The organism is Prescottella equi (assembly GCF_002094305.1).
Lineage (GTDB): Bacteria > Actinomycetota > Actinomycetes > Mycobacteriales > Mycobacteriaceae > Prescottella > Prescottella equi.
This window is the reverse complement of sequence record NZ_LWTX01000002.1, coordinates 464,750-478,860: the sequence shown is the minus strand read 5'-3', so window position 1 is coordinate 478,860 and position 14,111 is coordinate 464,750. Positions and strand designations below refer to the sequence as shown.

The 14,111-nt window shown below is 67.3% G+C and carries 14 protein-coding genes and 1 riboswitch; of the genes, 7 read left to right on the top strand and 7 right to left on the bottom strand.

The annotated features are described in order from the left end of the window. Position 1: 1 nt before the first annotated feature. Positions 2–184, bottom strand: a riboswitch (cobalamin riboswitch). A 152-nt stretch (positions 185–336) separates the two neighbouring features. Genes A6I89_RS07890 through A6I89_RS07880 form a run of 3 tightly spaced genes read right to left on the bottom strand, consistent with a single transcriptional unit; the run spans position 337 to position 4,384 of the window. Beyond that, positions 337–1,950 (bottom strand): ABC transporter substrate-binding protein, encoded by a 1,614-nt coding sequence (locus A6I89_RS07890; protein WP_022594295.1) that lies wholly within the window; start codon positions 1,948–1,950, stop codon positions 337–339. Next, positions 1,947–3,119: a phosphotransferase family protein gene (locus A6I89_RS07885; protein WP_022594296.1), complete on the bottom strand. Its 1,173-nt coding sequence runs from the start codon at positions 3,117–3,119 to the stop codon at positions 1,947–1,949. The genes A6I89_RS07890 and A6I89_RS07885 overlap by 4 nt, the downstream gene beginning before the upstream one ends. 29 nt (positions 3,120–3,148) lie before the next feature. Continuing rightward, entirely contained in the window at positions 3,149–4,384 is a 1,236-nt protein-coding gene (locus tag A6I89_RS07880) for a cytochrome P450 (RefSeq protein ID WP_013414998.1), read from the bottom strand. Between the two features lie 164 nt (positions 4,385–4,548). Between A6I89_RS07880 and A6I89_RS07875 the strand changes: the two genes are divergently transcribed. Beyond that, positions 4,549–5,187, top strand: a complete 639-nt coding sequence (locus tag A6I89_RS07875) for a TetR/AcrR family transcriptional regulator (RefSeq protein ID WP_103143038.1) — start codon at positions 4,549–4,551, stop codon at positions 5,185–5,187. Positions 5,188–5,214: 27 nt separating this feature from the next. On the opposite strand, the gene A6I89_RS07870 is transcribed toward A6I89_RS07875, so the two are convergent. From A6I89_RS07870 to A6I89_RS07860, 3 genes are all read right to left on the bottom strand, one after another. Next, positions 5,215–5,898, bottom strand: a complete 684-nt coding sequence (locus A6I89_RS07870) for a nitroreductase (RefSeq protein ID WP_022594297.1) — start codon at positions 5,896–5,898, stop codon at positions 5,215–5,217. Between the two features lie 122 nt (positions 5,899–6,020). Then, positions 6,021–6,506 carry an SRPBCC family protein gene (locus tag A6I89_RS07865; RefSeq protein ID WP_013415000.1) on the bottom strand — a complete coding sequence of 162 codons (486 nt, stop codon included), beginning with the start codon at positions 6,504–6,506 and terminating at the stop codon, positions 6,021–6,023. Between the two features lie 3 nt (positions 6,507–6,509). Further along, positions 6,510–6,863 (bottom strand): ArsR/SmtB family transcription factor, encoded by a 354-nt coding sequence (locus A6I89_RS07860; RefSeq protein WP_005515172.1) that lies wholly within the window; start codon positions 6,861–6,863, stop codon positions 6,510–6,512. A gap of 292 nt (positions 6,864–7,155) precedes the next feature. Between A6I89_RS07860 and A6I89_RS07855 the strand changes: the two genes are divergently transcribed. Continuing rightward, on the top strand, positions 7,156–8,232 hold the full coding sequence (locus A6I89_RS07855; RefSeq protein ID WP_005515170.1) for a 3-deoxy-7-phosphoheptulonate synthase: 1,077 nt from the start codon (positions 7,156–7,158) through the stop codon (positions 8,230–8,232). 119 nt (positions 8,233–8,351) lie between these two features. After that, positions 8,352–8,777 carry a VOC family protein gene (locus A6I89_RS07850; protein WP_022594298.1) on the top strand — a complete coding sequence of 142 codons (426 nt, stop codon included), beginning with the start codon at positions 8,352–8,354 and terminating at the stop codon, positions 8,775–8,777. Between the two features lie 4 nt (positions 8,778–8,781). On the opposite strand, the gene A6I89_RS07845 is transcribed toward A6I89_RS07850, so the two are convergent. Next, complete coding sequence (locus A6I89_RS07845) at positions 8,782–9,888, bottom strand: alpha/beta hydrolase (protein ID WP_022594299.1); 1,107 nt, start codon at positions 9,886–9,888, stop codon at positions 8,782–8,784. Between the two features lie 237 nt (positions 9,889–10,125). Between A6I89_RS07845 and A6I89_RS07840 the strand changes: the two genes are divergently transcribed. The 4 genes from A6I89_RS07840 (at position 10,126) to A6I89_RS07825 (ending at position 14,110) form a co-directional block, all read left to right on the top strand. Then, positions 10,126–10,701 (top strand): TetR/AcrR family transcriptional regulator, encoded by a 576-nt coding sequence (locus A6I89_RS07840; RefSeq protein WP_013415002.1) that lies wholly within the window; start codon positions 10,126–10,128, stop codon positions 10,699–10,701. A gap of 138 nt (positions 10,702–10,839) precedes the next feature. After that, positions 10,840–12,051, top strand: coding sequence for a PP2C family protein-serine/threonine phosphatase (locus A6I89_RS07835; RefSeq protein ID WP_022594300.1), 1,212 nt, complete (start codon positions 10,840–10,842; stop codon positions 12,049–12,051). After that, positions 12,048–13,670, top strand: a complete 1,623-nt coding sequence (locus A6I89_RS07830) for a sensor histidine kinase (protein ID WP_022594301.1) — start codon at positions 12,048–12,050, stop codon at positions 13,668–13,670. Before A6I89_RS07835 ends, A6I89_RS07830 begins: the two co-directional genes overlap by 4 nt. Then, the gene (locus tag A6I89_RS07825; protein ID WP_005515162.1) at positions 13,667–14,110 is read left to right on the top strand and encodes a response regulator; all 444 of its coding nucleotides are present in this window, start codon (positions 13,667–13,669) and stop codon (positions 14,108–14,110) included. Before A6I89_RS07830 ends, A6I89_RS07825 begins: the two co-directional genes overlap by 4 nt. Position 14,111 lies beyond the last annotated feature (1 nt).

Here is a 14,111-nt window from a genome sequence, read left to right as displayed (position 1 = left end):
GGCAGGTCTTCGGACTCGTGGGCGCTCGGCCGGGAATCGACCCGGCGAAACCTACTGGCCGTCGCTTCCCGGACCTGTCGGTCCAGTGCTCATGACGGCGGTCGTTCCCACTCACCGCTGCGGGACAGTCCCGGATTTCCACCGGGTTCCCTCTCACATCCGCCGGTCTCACGACCACGGATGCTTCGACGCCGGCGGCGGTCTTCGGGGCTCCTCACGACCGCACCCGGCGAACCAGCTGCACCGTCCAGCATAGGCCCCGGGGAAGGCCGATCGGGCGGACCCGTGGTGGCGTCCGCCCGATCGAGGATCGAGTCGCGGTGTCTGCGTCCGGTGCTACGACGCCGAATCCGGAGTGAGCCAGGCGTTTCCGAACAGCAGGACGCCGTCGGCACTGGGCGTGATGCCGTGCGCGTTCTTGCTCCACGGGATGAAGTACTTGCCCGCGCCGAGGACCATCATCGGGTTCGTCTCGTTCACCAGGGTCTGGATGTCCTCGAGGACCCGGCGGCGGTCGTCGTCGTTCGGTGCGGACTGCAGCTTGCCGAGGAGGGCGTCCATCTCGGGGTTCTGATACCCGAGGACGTTGGACGTCGACGCGCTCGCCAGATTGCCGTACATGCGCATGAACGGCGATTCGTCGAGGACGTTGAACGCCGACTCGCCCAGATCGAAATCGTGCTTGGCATACATCATCTTGACGAGGTCGTTGATGCCGCTGTTGTAGACGATGTCGACGGTGAACCCGACGGCCTGCAGCATCGACTGGATCGCGAGTGCCCGGCGTTGAGCGCCCGGTTCGTTGAGGCCCGCATAGGTGAGCTTGCCGTCGTAGCCGTCGGCCTTGGCCTCGGCCAGGACCTTCCTCGCGGTGTCCGGGTCGAAGGTGGAGCCGGACACGTTTCCGTGCCACTGCGACCAGGACTGGAACATGTCGGTGCCCGGCATACCGAAGCCACCTTCACCGCGCTCGTTGAACGTTTCCGGGTTCAGTGCCTTGACGATCGCCTCGCGCACCCGCGGATCCGACGCCGCGCGTCCCTCGCGCTGGTTCAGTACCTGCACGCCACCCATGCTGGCGGTGTAGACGTAGCCGACGTCCCCGGCCTCGAGTGCGTTGTGCACGGTGTCCGCGGCACGCAGGTACGCGGCCTGGATGCCGCCGCTGTGCAACGCGTCGAGCTTGGCCTGCTCGCCGACGATGGCCGGGAACCGCAGCTTGTCCAGGTTCGGCCTGCCGTCCCAGTAGCCCGGATTCGCGGCGAGTACCAGTTCGTTCTGGGATGCGAACTTCTCGACCGTGAACGGGCCCGCTCCGATGGGAGTGAAGGTGCCGTTGGCCGTCGACGAGGGCGCCACGATCATGCCCGGTCCGGTGGTGAACATGATCGGGAACTCGTTCCACGGCTGCTTCAGCGTGAACACGACCGTCGACGGGTCGGGCGACTCCACCTTGTCGACCGTCACCTTCCACACCTGCGTGTGGGTGCCCTTCTTCTCGAGGTAGTGGTCGATGCTCCACTGCACCGCCGCTGCGTCGAGCGCGGTGCCGTCGCTGAACTTCACGCCGTCCCGCAGCTTCAACGTCCAGACGGCGTTGTCCCCGTTGGGTGTCAGCGACTGCGCCAACTGCGGCTGATACTCCTTGGTGGCGGTGTCGTAGCGCATGAGGACGTCGTAGATCGCCGCCATCTCGGTGCCGCCGGTCGCCCCGCCGTCCTGCCGATCGGCCGGATCCAGGCTGCTCACCGCGTTGTACGTCGCGTACGACAGCATTCCGCCGGACACGGCGTCGCCGCCGTCGGGCTGCTCGCCCACCAGGCCCGTCGTGACGTCGGTGGCGTCGGTGGCGGAGGTCGAGCTCTGGCCTGCGCATCCGGCCGCCAGCACCGTCGCCGCGGCCAACGCTGTGAACACCCGACCGAACCGGGCAAGTGACGATCGTGTCATTCGATCCTTCTTCCGTTCCGAGACTGTGTGATTGGGAATGCGGGCTCGCCGTCGATCATCCGGCGGAGCAGGTGGTGGTGCAGGACGTACTCGTCGGGGTCCGACGGCGCCGCACTGTCGCCGAAGTGGATGGAGCGACGCTTGATGCGGGACATGATGATGCCGTGGCGGACGGCGGCGTAGACGAGGTAGAAGTCGAGGTCGCGCAGTTCGACGCCGGTCGTCTCCTCGTACAGGGCGACCACCTCCTCGCGTCGGAGCAGATGGGGAAGGCCCGGTCGGTCGAACTGTTCCGCCATGTCCTGGAACATCCGGTGGAAGAAGACGAACCAACCGACGTCCACCTCACGGGGAGCGAGGGTTGCGAGCTCCCAATCGAGTACGGCCACAGGCGCGAAGTCCCGATACATGATGTTGCCGATACGGGAGTCTCCCCAACACAGCACCGGTTCCGACGGAGCGCTCGGCCAATGTTCCTCGAGCCAGTCGAACCCCTTCTCCAGCAGCGGGATCCGCACCCCGTCCTCGCAGTGCGTCCACTCGTAGTAGGTGCGCTCGTTGTCGACGTGCCTGCGCAGGGCGTCGTCGGCGGCGCCGGCGCCGAGCTCCGGCAACAGCGACCCCGGATCGGGAATCGAGTGGATGGCCGCCAACACCTCCACCGAACCGCGTTGCAAGACCTCGCACTGCTCCGACGTGGCCTCGTGCAGCCAGCCACCGAACACGTAGGGGGGATTGTCGACCGGGACCACACCCTCGACCCGGTCCATCACGACGAACGGTTGCCCCAGGACGTCGGACGACGGCTCGACCCACCGCACCCGGGGCACCGGCACCGCGCTGTGAGCGGCGACGGCGCGCATGACGGCAGCCTGCCGTTCGAGGTCGTACTCGGGAAACACGGGAAGCGCGGTGGATTCGGGGGCCAGCCGGGCGACGAGGTCTGCGTGGTGGCGCGTTCCGTGCTCGTCCCAGTCGACGGTGAAGAGCACCGAGATGCTCGACATCCCGGACGCGGACGGCATCTGCAGAGCGGAGACATGAGCGGTGGGGCTTCCGATCCGGTCTCGCACCCAGCGTTCGAGACTTCCGCGGAGCGCCGCGACATCGGTCGAGGTCGTCGTGACGTCCGTGTTCACTCCCCTCGGGACAGCGGAACTGGTGGTCATCGCCTTCCTCCTGGCGTTCCGGGCGGCCATCAGTGCGCGACCGGGCAGGTGCCGTAGTCGACGGGCAGCGCCTTGATGCTGTTGAGCCATGCCGACCGCATACGAGTGGGTGGTCCGAGGATCGTGATGTCGGGCAGGTGATCGGCGATCGCGGCGAACATCAGTTCCACTTCGAGTCGTGCGAGATTGGCGCCGAGGCAGTAGTGCGCCCCGGTACCCCCGAAGGCCAGATGAGGGTTGGGGGACCGCGTGATGTCGAAGCGGCGGGGCTCGTCGAAGACGGTCTCGTCGTAGTTCGCGGACGCGTACAGCATCACCACGCGATCGCCCTTCCGCACCGTCCGGCCGCCGAGTTCGGTGTCGCAGGTCGCGGTCCGTTGGAACGACAGGACCGGGCTCGCCCAGCGGATGATCTCGTCGACCGCGGTCGACGGGCGTTCGCGCTTGTACAGCTCCCACTGCTCGGGGTTGTCGAGGAACGCCATCAGCCCGTGCGTGATCGAGTTCCGGGTGGTCTCACTGCCGGCCACCACGAGCAGGATGACGAAGTACGCGAACTCCTCCGGGGTGAGCGCGCCGTCGTCGACCTGGGCCTGGACCAACTTCGTGACGATGTCGTCGGCCGGATTCTCGCGGCGTTCGGTGGCCAGTGCGTATGCGTACCCCGCGATTTCGCCGACCGCGACCAGCGGATCGCCGTGCGCGTCGGGGTCGTCTCGGCCGGTCATTTGGTTGGACCAGTCGAAGAGCTTGCGGCGGTCCTCCTGTGGCACACCGAGGAGATCGGCAATCGCCTGCAGGGGCAGCTCGCACGCGGCCTCCTCGACGAAGTTGCCGCGTCCCAGGCCGGCTGCGGTTCGTGCGATGTCCTGCGCCCGCGCGGCCAGCGCCGAGCGCAGTCCGCTGACGGCCCGTGGGGTGAAACCTCTGGTGACGATGCGACGAAGTGCCGAGTGCTCGGGCTCGTCCTTGTTGAGCATGGTGGCCCGCTGGGCTTCGATCTGTTCGCGGGGCGCGTCGTCCGCGTTTCGCACCATGACGGTGTTCTCCCACGACGAGAACACGTCGTTGCGCCGGGAAACGTCCTGGACGAGTTCGTGTGTCGACACCACCCAGAATCCTTCGTCGTCGTAGCCCGCGGCCCCACGACGCTGCGGGTTCCACCAGATGGGGTCGGTGCGGCGCAGTTCCGCGAAGAGGTCGTGGGGGATTCCGTTCTCGAACGTCGAAGCGTCGGTGACGTCGATTCCTTCGGGTACAGCCATGGAAATTCCCTCCGCGCATAGGGATTCGGGAGTCCTGACATCGGACAGTGTCCAGCTCGACCCGGGTCGTCCGAGGGCACCGGGCCGTGGAGAAGGAAACAGTTAACGAGGGCCGTTAACAGTGATGCGGAACACATTAATCATGTTTGTTAGGCTGTCAAGCCATGGCTCCGAATCTTCCCGCGAGGGAGCGATTGCTGCGGGCGGGTGAGTATCTGTTCGCGCGTGAAGGAATTGCGCGAGTACGCATCCGCGATCTCAACGCGATGGCCGAGGTGCGGAACGACTCGGCGGTGCACTACTACTTCGGATCCCGCGAAGGATTGCTCGAGGCCATCGTGCTGCGGCACATGGTCGATGTCAGCGGGCGTATGGACGAGCTCGTCGAACGGTTGTGTGTCGGCCGCGAACCTTCGCCGGAGGCGCTGCGCGATGCCATCGCCGCAATGACGATTCCGCTCGCGGAGAAGCTTCTCGACGAACGAGGGCGTGACTTCGTGCAGATCATGGCCGAGGTGTACGAGCGGCGTGGCGGTCTCGCCGACGCCCAGTATTCCCCGGCGAGTGCGATCGCGAAGGATGTGGTCCGCCGATCCATGACGGGCATGAGCGAGGCGCTCCGCGAGGAGCGGATCCGGCTGACGACCAATTTCATCGTCTCGGCGCTGGCGTCGCGGGCACGGGCGTTCGACGGCGGGAGCGAGCTCCCGCTCGATCACGACACCTTCGTCATCAATCTCATCGAGATGGGCACGCTGGGCAGCCTCGCGGAGCTTCCGGACCGCGCCCTGAGCTCCTTCTAGAGTCGGCCGTTCGACGCCGCGGGCGCCTCAGGACACCCAGGTGGCCACGGACGCGATGTCGGCGCGGGTGGTGCGGAAGCCGTTCGCTGGGTGGGATTCGTCGGCGTAGCCGAACGAGATGGCGCACACGACCTTCCGGTCCTCGGGCAGGTCGAGGAAGCTGCGGAGGTAGGGCGCGCTTCCGGCCAGCGCGGCCTGCGGAATGCTTGCCACACCGAGGCTCTGGGCGGCGAGCAGGAAGGTGTTCACGTACAGGCCGCAGTCGACTGCACCGTAGACGCCGAGCGCGGCGTCCGTGGTGACGATCGCGACGTGCGGTGCGCCGAACAGGTCGAAGTTCTTCATGGTCTGCTGCGCCGACGCCTGCCGGTCTCCGGGCGCGATGCCGACGCTCGCGTACAACTGCATCGCGCATTCCTTGCGGCGCTGCTGGTACGCGCCGCGGTACTCGGCGGGGAACGGGAAGTCCGATTCCTGGGGGTTGGATCGCACATACTCGCCCAGCCCCTTCCGGAACCGTTCGGTGCCCTCACCCTCGGTGATCGCGACTTGCCAGGGCTGGGTGTTGCACCACGACGGAGTGCGCTGCGCCAGCTCGAGGATCTGCTCGATCGTCACCCGCGGAACGGGATCCGGGCGGAACGCGCGGCAACTGCTGCGGGTCGCGAGCAGAGTCTGAAGATCGGCGCTCGAGCTGGGCGATGCGGTCACGGGGGGCACTCCTGACGACGGCGGACGGGCGTGAGCGGCGCCCGTCGCGCGGGTGTCGCGCGTCACACGATATGGAATTGATTTCAGTTTCGCCAGAGGTGGCCCCGCCCGGCCGGGTGTCGTCAGGCCGTCAGAACGCCGTCGATCTGGTTGATTGCCGACGTCGCACCCTCGACGACGCCCATGTCCAGCACCTTCTGCAGGCCCTCTGCGGACTCGAATGTGCTCGTGTACGTCGCCCGCGTGCCCCGGTCGTGTGCAGTGAACGTGTAGACGTTCTGCGACACGGGCAGTTCGGGATTCGGATTGAAGTCCTCGTCGGCGAAGCCGTCGGCGAACGAGAAACTGTGCGGTTCGTCCACCGCCGCGATCTCCCAGTAGCCCGCGTACTTCTCACCTTCCGGACCGGTCATGAAGTACGTGACCCGTCCGCCCGGTACGAGTTCGTGGTCCACCACCGTCGCGGGGCAGGCCGGCGGCCCCCACACCTTCTCCAGTTGGCGGGGGTCGGCATAGATCTGCCAGATCCGTTCCACCGGAGCCGCGAACTGCGCGGTGATCGTCAGGGTGCGGTTCTCGAGATCGTGCGAAACATCGGTGACAGGCATTGCTCAGTCCTCCTTGGTCGAGTCGAGTGCGATGAGCTCGTCGATACGTGCGATGCGCCCGCGCCAGACGTCCTCCAGCTCGGTGAGCATGGAGGCCACCGAGCGCACCGCGGCCACGTCGCCACTGGCCAACTGCTCGCGCCCGCGACGCCGTTTGGTGAGCAGGCCGGCGTTCTGCAGCACGGAAACGTGCTTCTGCACGGCGGCGAAGCTCATGTCGTACTTCTCGGCGAGCGCGGAAACCGAGTGCTCTCCGGCCAGGACGCGGCGCAGGATGTCGCGCCGGGTGCGGTCGGCGAGCGCGTGGAACAGGGCGTCCGCCCGGTCCTCGTCATCTCCGCTCACACCGGCAAACATACAACTGATCGGTTGTATGTCAAGGGTTCGGTGCGTGGGAGGGGCTACGGGCCGGGTGCCCGCTAGGTGTGATCGTGGTCTCGTTCACGGGGGCGCTGCTGCATGTCCGGGCGGCCCGCGCTACTGTGGTCGACGTGTCAGCGACCTATTTCTGGTTTAGCAGGCCGGCCCCGGGTGGGTCGGTCGGCGTAACCACGCGCTGACAATCTTCCACCCCAGAGCCGGATGACAGACCGGCTCACTGGATTCTTCAGTCTTCGAGGGTCGGCCTGAGAACAGGAAACCGAACCCCATGACTGCTATCGCAAACGACCAGCGTCTCGACGAACAGCGCACCGTCAGTGTCAGCCCGCTGGTGGCGCCGTCCGTCGTGCGCGCCGAGCACACTCCCGACGAGGTGGCCGCAGCCACCGTGCGTTCGGGGCGTGCCGACACCGTCAACATCCTCAACGGCGACGACGACCGTCTGGTCGTCGTGGTCGGACCGTGCTCGGTGCACGATCCCGAGGCGGCAATGGACTACGCACGCCGTCTGGCCGCGAAGGCCGAGGAGTTGCGCGACGACCTGCAGATCGTCATGCGCGTCTACTTCGAGAAGCCGCGCACCACGCTGGGCTGGAAGGGCCTGCTCAACGACCCGCACCTCGACGGCACCTTCGACATCAACACCGGCCTGCGGATGGGGCGCAAGCTGCTGCTGGACATCTCCCGGCTCGGTCTGCCGGTCGGCTGCGAATTCCTCGACCCGATCATCCCGCAGTACATCGCCGACCTGGTCACCTACGGCGCGATCGGTGCCCGCACCGCCGCCAGCCAGGTGCACCGCCAGCTGTGCAGCGCGCTGTCGATGCCGGTGGGTATCAAGAACTCCACCGAGGGCGACGTCCAGGTTGCGGTCGACGGCACCCGCGCCGCGGCCGCGAGCCACGTCTTCCCGGGCACCGATCTCGAGGGGCAGGCCGCGCTGATCCACACCGTCGGGAACCCGGACTGCCACGTGATCCTGCGTGGCGGCACCGACGGGCCGAACTACGACGCCGAGACCGTCGCGGACACCCTTGCGCGCCTTGCGAAGTCGGGTCTTCCGGAGCGGGTCGTGATCGACGCGAGTCACGGCAACAGCCGCAAGGACCACAACAAGCAGGTCGACGTCGCCGCCGACGTCGCCGAGCGGATCGAGGCCGGCGAGAAGGGGATCGTGGGCATCATGCTCGAGAGCTTCATCGAGGCGGGCCGCCAGGACCTGACGCTGGGCAGGTCCGACGAACTGACCTACGGCCAGTCGATCACCGACGCCTGCATCGACTGGGACACCACGGCCTCGACGCTCGACCGTCTCGCCGCCGCGGTCGCCACTCGCCGCGGCTGAGGCCGGTCGTCGGCCGCACGGGGGCGTGTTCTCCATCGGTGAGGGCACGCCCCGTCGGCAGCTGATCGGCGAAGCGTCTTCCGCACAGACTTGTCGGTGGTCCGCAGTAGCGTCGCGACATGGGATACGAAATTCAGATCACCGTAGACGCGAAGGATCCTCACCTGCAGGCGAAGTGGTGGGCGCAGACCTTGGGCTGGGAGGTGGAGCCCAGCGACGAGCAGTTCATCCGGGGACTCGTCGAGGCGGGACATGCGCAGGAGTCGGACACCACGGTGTTCGAGGGGGTCCTCGTCTGGAAGGAGGGGGCGGCCATCCGGGACCCCGAGCACCCGCAGCGGCCCAGGGTGCTGTTCCAATTGGTGCCCGAGGGCAAAGCGGTCAAGAACCGGATGCATTTCGACGTGCGAGTGGGGGACCGCCGCGAGGAGGTGGTCGCCGAACTGGTCGCCGCCGGCGCCACGATCCTGCATCGCGGCCGGCAGGGCCCGAGCATCTGGATCACGATGACCGACCCCGAGGGCAACGAGTTCTGCGTGGGCTGAGCGGTCACTCCGCCAGTTCGACTGCCCCGAGTCCGGGATCGGACGCACGCCGCGGCGCGAAGGAGAGTCCCACGCACAGTGCACCGGCGGCCTCGCGGAGTGCATCCACCCCGGCTCGCCCGTAGCCGGTGAGGTTCACGAACGCGTGTACCAGGTCGTCGTGGACGCGCAACGTGGTCGGGACGCCCGCGGCACGCAAGCGCTCGGCGTATTCGATGCCCTCGTCGCGCAGTACGTCGAATCCTGAGATCGCGACGTACGCCGCGGGCAGTCCGGTGAGGTCCGCAGTGAGGATCGGCGATGCCTGCGGGTCGCTGCGATCTTCCGTCTTCGGCACGTAATGGTTCGTGTACCAATCCATCTGGGCCTCCGTGAGGAAGAAGCCGTCGCTGAACAGTTGGTACGAGCGGCGTTTCGCGGTCATGTCGAGCCACGGGAAGAACAGCATCTGGAACGCGGGACGCCGGTCGTCGTTCCGGGTGACCTGCGAGACGACCGCGGCGAGGTTGCCGCCGGCACTGTCGCCGGCGACAGCCACCCGGTCGGGATCGATGCCGAGCGTCGATGCGTTCTCGACCGCGTAACGGAAGGTGGACACGGCGTCGTCCACCGCCGCGGGGAAGGCGTGCTCAGGTGCCAGGCGATAGTCCACGGCCAGCACGGCCACCTCGGCGTTCCGGGCGAGGAACCGGCACAGCGAGTCGTGGCTGTCGAGGCTGCCGAGGACGAAACCGCCGCCGTGGAAGTAGACCAGCAGCGGCGCGGAGGTCGGCAGACCAGCGGGGCGGAACATCCGTGCCGGGACGGGGCCCGCCGGTCCGGGGATCGCCAGCGACTCGACCGATGCCATCGGAATCGGCCGACCGCTGACCAGGCGTGCCTCCATGTCGATCTGCGCGCGCGACTTCTCGATCGGGAGCTCTTCGAAGTCGGAGTCCGGAAGCAGCGCCAGCATGCGCAGCATCAACTGGATCTCGGGATTCAGCTCCTGCCCGTCGAGGCGGACCGGTCGGCCGCCGAGGGCGCGTTGCAGCGGCGTGGGGAGTGCTCCGGCGACCGTGGCCACGGTCCGGACCGCCGATTCGAGCATCGATTCGAGCGTCGTTCTCATCGGTCTTTCGTCCTCTCGCCGCGGGCCGCACGTCGTGCTGCCGAATCGTCCCCGAAGTCTGTCAACCGACCGGCTTGGAAACAAGGGTGAAATCGGACATCGCTCGGCTCCGCGAATTCACTGCGCTCAACCCTGGCCACCGGACCAACTGCCCACTACGCTGCCGGGAACACTGGGTGCGAGGGTTCGGGAAAGGTTGCGATGCCTTACGTTTCGGCGGAACAACGGCGCAGGGACTTGATCGACGCGGCCATTCGCGTCAGCTCCGAGGTGGGGCTCGCCGCCGCGAGTACCCGCGCGATCTGCACCGAGGCCGGGGTGCAGCAGAGCGTGTTCCACTACTGCTTCAGTTCCAAGGAGGAGCTGTTGCGCGAACTCACCCGTGAGGTCGTCGCGACGATGCTCGAGAACGCGGTCGCCAGCCTGACGCCCGGTGTCGATGCCGAGCAGTCGATCTTCAAGGGGCTCATGACCCTGTGGGAAACCGTTCGTGTCCAACCCCGGAAGCAGTTGGTGTTCTACGAGCTGACCGTCGGGGCGCTGCGCGCCCCCGAACGCAGCGACGTGGCCGAGTGGCAGTACCGCGAGTACTTCGCATCGACCGGCCGCTTCCTCGCCCGGCTCGCCGAGACCGCCGGGATCGAATGGACCGTTCCCATCCCCGTGCTCAGCCGCATGGTGACCACGGCCATCGACGGCCTGATCCTCGGCTGGCTCGCCGACGGGCGCACCGACGAGGTGGAGGCGTCGCTCGCGGCCTTCGCGAAGGTGTTCGCCGGCCTCGCCGTCGTCACACCGGTGGTGGCCGCGTAACGAACGACACCGGTGCGGGTCCTCACAGCGGCGCGGCCCGTGGTCCAAGCGTCCGTTAGGGTAGTCGTCGGCAGATCGTCTGCCCCGACGTGAGGAGCAGGTCATGGCCTTGTCGACTGTTTCGCTGGCCAATCCGGCGTGACCGACGACGACACTGTTCCCAGCGGTGCGAAAATAGCAGGCGACAGCAAGCTGTCGATCCTGCTGATCGAGGACGACCCCGGCGATGCCCTCCTGGTCGAGGAGATGGCGATCGACTCGGCCTTCGACTACGACCTGGTCTGGACCAAGTCGCTGGGACAGGCCCAGGCGGTACTCGAAACCGGTAGGCCGGACTGCATCCTGCTGGACCTGCATCTGCCGGATGCGCAGGGACTCGACGCGCTCGCCGCTGTTCAGCGCAGCGCGAACGGTGCGCCCGTAGTGGTGATGACCGGTCTCGCCGAGGACGGAACGGGGCTCGCGGCCGTGGCGGCCGGCGCGCAGGACTACCTGGTCAAAGGCCGGGTCGACGGCGACCTGCTGACGCGCTCGGTCCGGTACGCCGTCGAGCGCAAGCGTGCCGAGAACAATGCGGCTGCCCTGCAAGCGAGTGAACAGCGATCCCGCGAGAACGCCCGGCTCGAGCGCGGCCTGCTGCCGGTTCCCCTGCTGCGCAGCGACCACGTCGAGGTGGTTGCGCGTTACCGGGCGGGACGCGAGCACGGCCTGCTCGGCGGCGACTTCTACGACGTGGTGGAGGCCGGCGACGGGACGGTGCACGTCCTCATCGGCGACATCTGCGGGCACGGTCCGGACGAGGCCGCCCTCGGCGTGAGCCTGCGAATCGCGTGGCGGACGCTGGTGGTCGGTGGTGTTCCCACCGACGCCGCGATGCGGACGCTCGAGGAGATCCTGATCGCGGAGCGGCCCCGGCGCCACATCTTCGCGACGATGACGTGCGTCGTGCTCGCACCGGATCGGTCCACGATGCGCGTCATTCGCGCGGGCCATCCCGGCATGATGCTGCGCACCGGCTCCGGGGTGCACTGGCTCGAGGTTCCCGGTGGGCCCGCATTGGGTCTGCGCCGGGTGCCGGGGAAGTGGACGGCCCACGAGCTGCCGATCGAGGATCGGTCCGCGATGGTGCTCTTCACCGACGGCTTGTTCGAGAGCCGCACCGGTACGACGGAGCGGCTCGGCGAGGAGCGACTGCTCGAGTACGCGCGTACGCGCGCCGATGCGTCGGCGGACGACTTCGTCGACGCGCTGATCGGCCACGCGGAGAGCCTTGCGGCCGACTTCGGCGGCCTGACCGACGACATCGCGGTCGTCCATGTTCGGATGACGAAGGAAGGTGCCCGTCGATGAGTACGCAATTGCGGCGAACTGCCGGTAAGGGCCTCACGGTCCAGGCATGGTTCAACGTGATTCTGGCCGCCCTGGTGGTTCTGATCTGTGGCGGGGCGGTCGCTGCTGCCGTGTCGCTGAACTGGACCCAGACGGCCACCGACAATCTGATCAACCGGCTCGCGCCGGCGGAAGCTGCGGCCTCGCAGCTCGGGGCGTCGTTCCTGAATCAGGAGACGGGGGTTCGCGGGTACGCGCTCAGCGGTGACACGGCAGCCCTCGAGCCGTACACCGCGGGAGAGCAGTTGCAGACCGACGCGATGGCCGAGCTGCGCGGTCTGGTCAGTTCCACATCCGAACTGGTCGCCGATCTCGACGCGATCGAGCAGGACGCTGCGAACTGGCAGACCGTTTTCGTCGAGCCCATCCTCGCCACCACACCGACCACGGGTGGCCGCCCTCTCGACCCGGGCGTGTACGAGCGCGGCAAGCTCGCCTTCGACCAGCTGCGCGCCGGTCTCGGCGAGTTGGACCAGCACTTGGCCGAGGCCGGCGCCGACGCCCGGGCGACCCTCGCGCACGCGCGGGAGATCCGGGCCGCGGTGTTCGTGTCGCTGTTCGTGATTCTGTTGGCCGCGTCGGCGGCGTTCGCGGTGCTGATCCGCAAGGCGATCACCAGCCCGCTGCGGCGACTGTCGGAGTCGTCGCGTCGCGTGGCACTGGGCAACTTCGGGCAGCAGGTCGACGCGGGTAGCGGTCCGGCGGACATCCGGGCGCTCGCCGAGGACATCGAGGGGATGCGGCAGCGGATCGTCGCCGAACTCGAGCTCGTGCGAGACCGTCAGGCCCGACTCGAGGTGCAGACCGCCAAGCTGGACGCGCAGACGGTGGAGTTGCGGCGCTCCAACGCCGAACTCGAGCAGTTCGCCTACGTCACATCGCACGACCTGCAGGAACCGCTCCGGAAGGTGGCCTCGTTCTGCCAGCTCCTCGAGAAGCGCTACGGGGACGTCGTCGACGAGCGGGGCCGCCAGTACATCGACTTCGCGGTGGACGGTGCCAAGCGCATGCAGGTGCTGATCAACGACCTGCTCACCTTCTCCCGCGTCGGTCGGGTCAACGACGGCTTCGGACCGGTGTCCCTCGACCACGCGCTCGACAAGGCGTTGGCGAACCTCTCCGCGGCCGTCGACGAGTCGGGTGCGACGATCGAGCGACCGCAGCGGCTGCCCGAGATCGACGGCGATGCAACGCTGCTGGCGATGTTGTGGCAGAACCTGATCGGTAACGCGATCAAGTTCACTCGGCCCGAGAGCACACCCGAGGTATCCATCAGCGTGCAGCGCCGCCCAGACGACATGTGGCTGGTGAGCGTGCAGGACCGCGGGATCGGGATCGCGGAGGAGTTCGAGGAGAAGATCTTCGTCATCTTCCAGCGCCTGCACGGCCGCGACGAGTACACCGGTACAGGTATCGGACTCGCGTTGTGCAAGAAGATCGTCGAGTACCACGGCGGTCAGATCTGGCTCGACACAACCTCTTCCGACGGGGCGCGGTTCAACTTCACCCTGCCCGTCATCAGCGAAGCAGTCAACGGCGCCGATGTCGGCGTCCACACCGGACAAGGAGCCCTCACATGAGTTCTGCAGGCAAGGCGATCGACGTCCTTCTCGTCGAGGACGATCCCGGCGACGAACTGATGACGCGGGAAGCGTTCGAGTTCAACAAGGTCGGCAACAACCTGCACGTCGTCCGGGACGGCGAACAGGCGCTGGACTTCCTCTACAAGCGCGGGGAGTACCCGGACGCTGTTCGGCCGGACCTGATCCTGCTCGACCTCAACCTGCCCAAGTACGACGGACGCCAGGTGCTCGAGAAGATCAAATCGGACCAGGACCTGGCCGACATCCCGGTGGTGATCCTGACGACGTCGGGCGCCGAGGAGGACATAGTGCGCAGCTACAAGCTGCACGCGAACGCGTACGTCACCAAGCCGGTGGATCTCGATCAGTTCATCGCTGCCGTCCGGCAGATCGACGACTTCTGGGTGCAGGTGGTCCGTCTCCCCGGCCGGCACTGAA

What these genes read in the sequence shown, in the direction of transcription:
- A6I89_RS07845 (WP_022594299.1), bottom strand. Translation starts at nt 9,888, where the DNA reads ATGAGAACGACGCTCGAATCGATGCTCGAATCGGCGGTCCGGACCGTG.
- A6I89_RS07880 (WP_013414998.1), bottom strand. Translation starts at nt 4,384, where the DNA reads ATGGCTGTACCCGAAGGAATCGACGTCACCGACGCTTCGACGTTCGAG.
- A6I89_RS07855 (WP_005515170.1), top strand. Translation starts at nt 7,156, where the DNA reads ATGACTGCTATCGCAAACGACCAGCGTCTCGACGAACAGCGCACCGTC.
- A6I89_RS07860 (WP_005515172.1), bottom strand. Translation starts at nt 6,863, where the DNA reads ATGTTTGCCGGTGTGAGCGGAGATGACGAGGACCGGGCGGACGCCCTG.
- A6I89_RS07865 (WP_013415000.1), bottom strand. Translation starts at nt 6,506, where the DNA reads ATGCCTGTCACCGATGTTTCGCACGATCTCGAGAACCGCACCCTGACG.
- A6I89_RS07875 (WP_103143038.1), top strand. Translation starts at nt 4,549, where the DNA reads ATGGCTCCGAATCTTCCCGCGAGGGAGCGATTGCTGCGGGCGGGTGAG.
- A6I89_RS07830 (WP_022594301.1), top strand. Translation starts at nt 12,048, where the DNA reads ATGAGTACGCAATTGCGGCGAACTGCCGGTAAGGGCCTCACGGTCCAG.
- A6I89_RS07885 (WP_022594296.1), bottom strand. Translation starts at nt 3,119, where the DNA reads ATGACCACCAGTTCCGCTGTCCCGAGGGGAGTGAACACGGACGTCACG.
- A6I89_RS07825 (WP_005515162.1), top strand. Translation starts at nt 13,667, where the DNA reads ATGAGTTCTGCAGGCAAGGCGATCGACGTCCTTCTCGTCGAGGACGAT.
- A6I89_RS07850 (WP_022594298.1), top strand. Translation starts at nt 8,352, where the DNA reads ATGGGATACGAAATTCAGATCACCGTAGACGCGAAGGATCCTCACCTG.
- A6I89_RS07890 (WP_022594295.1), bottom strand. Translation starts at nt 1,950, where the DNA reads ATGACACGATCGTCACTTGCCCGGTTCGGTCGGGTGTTCACAGCGTTG.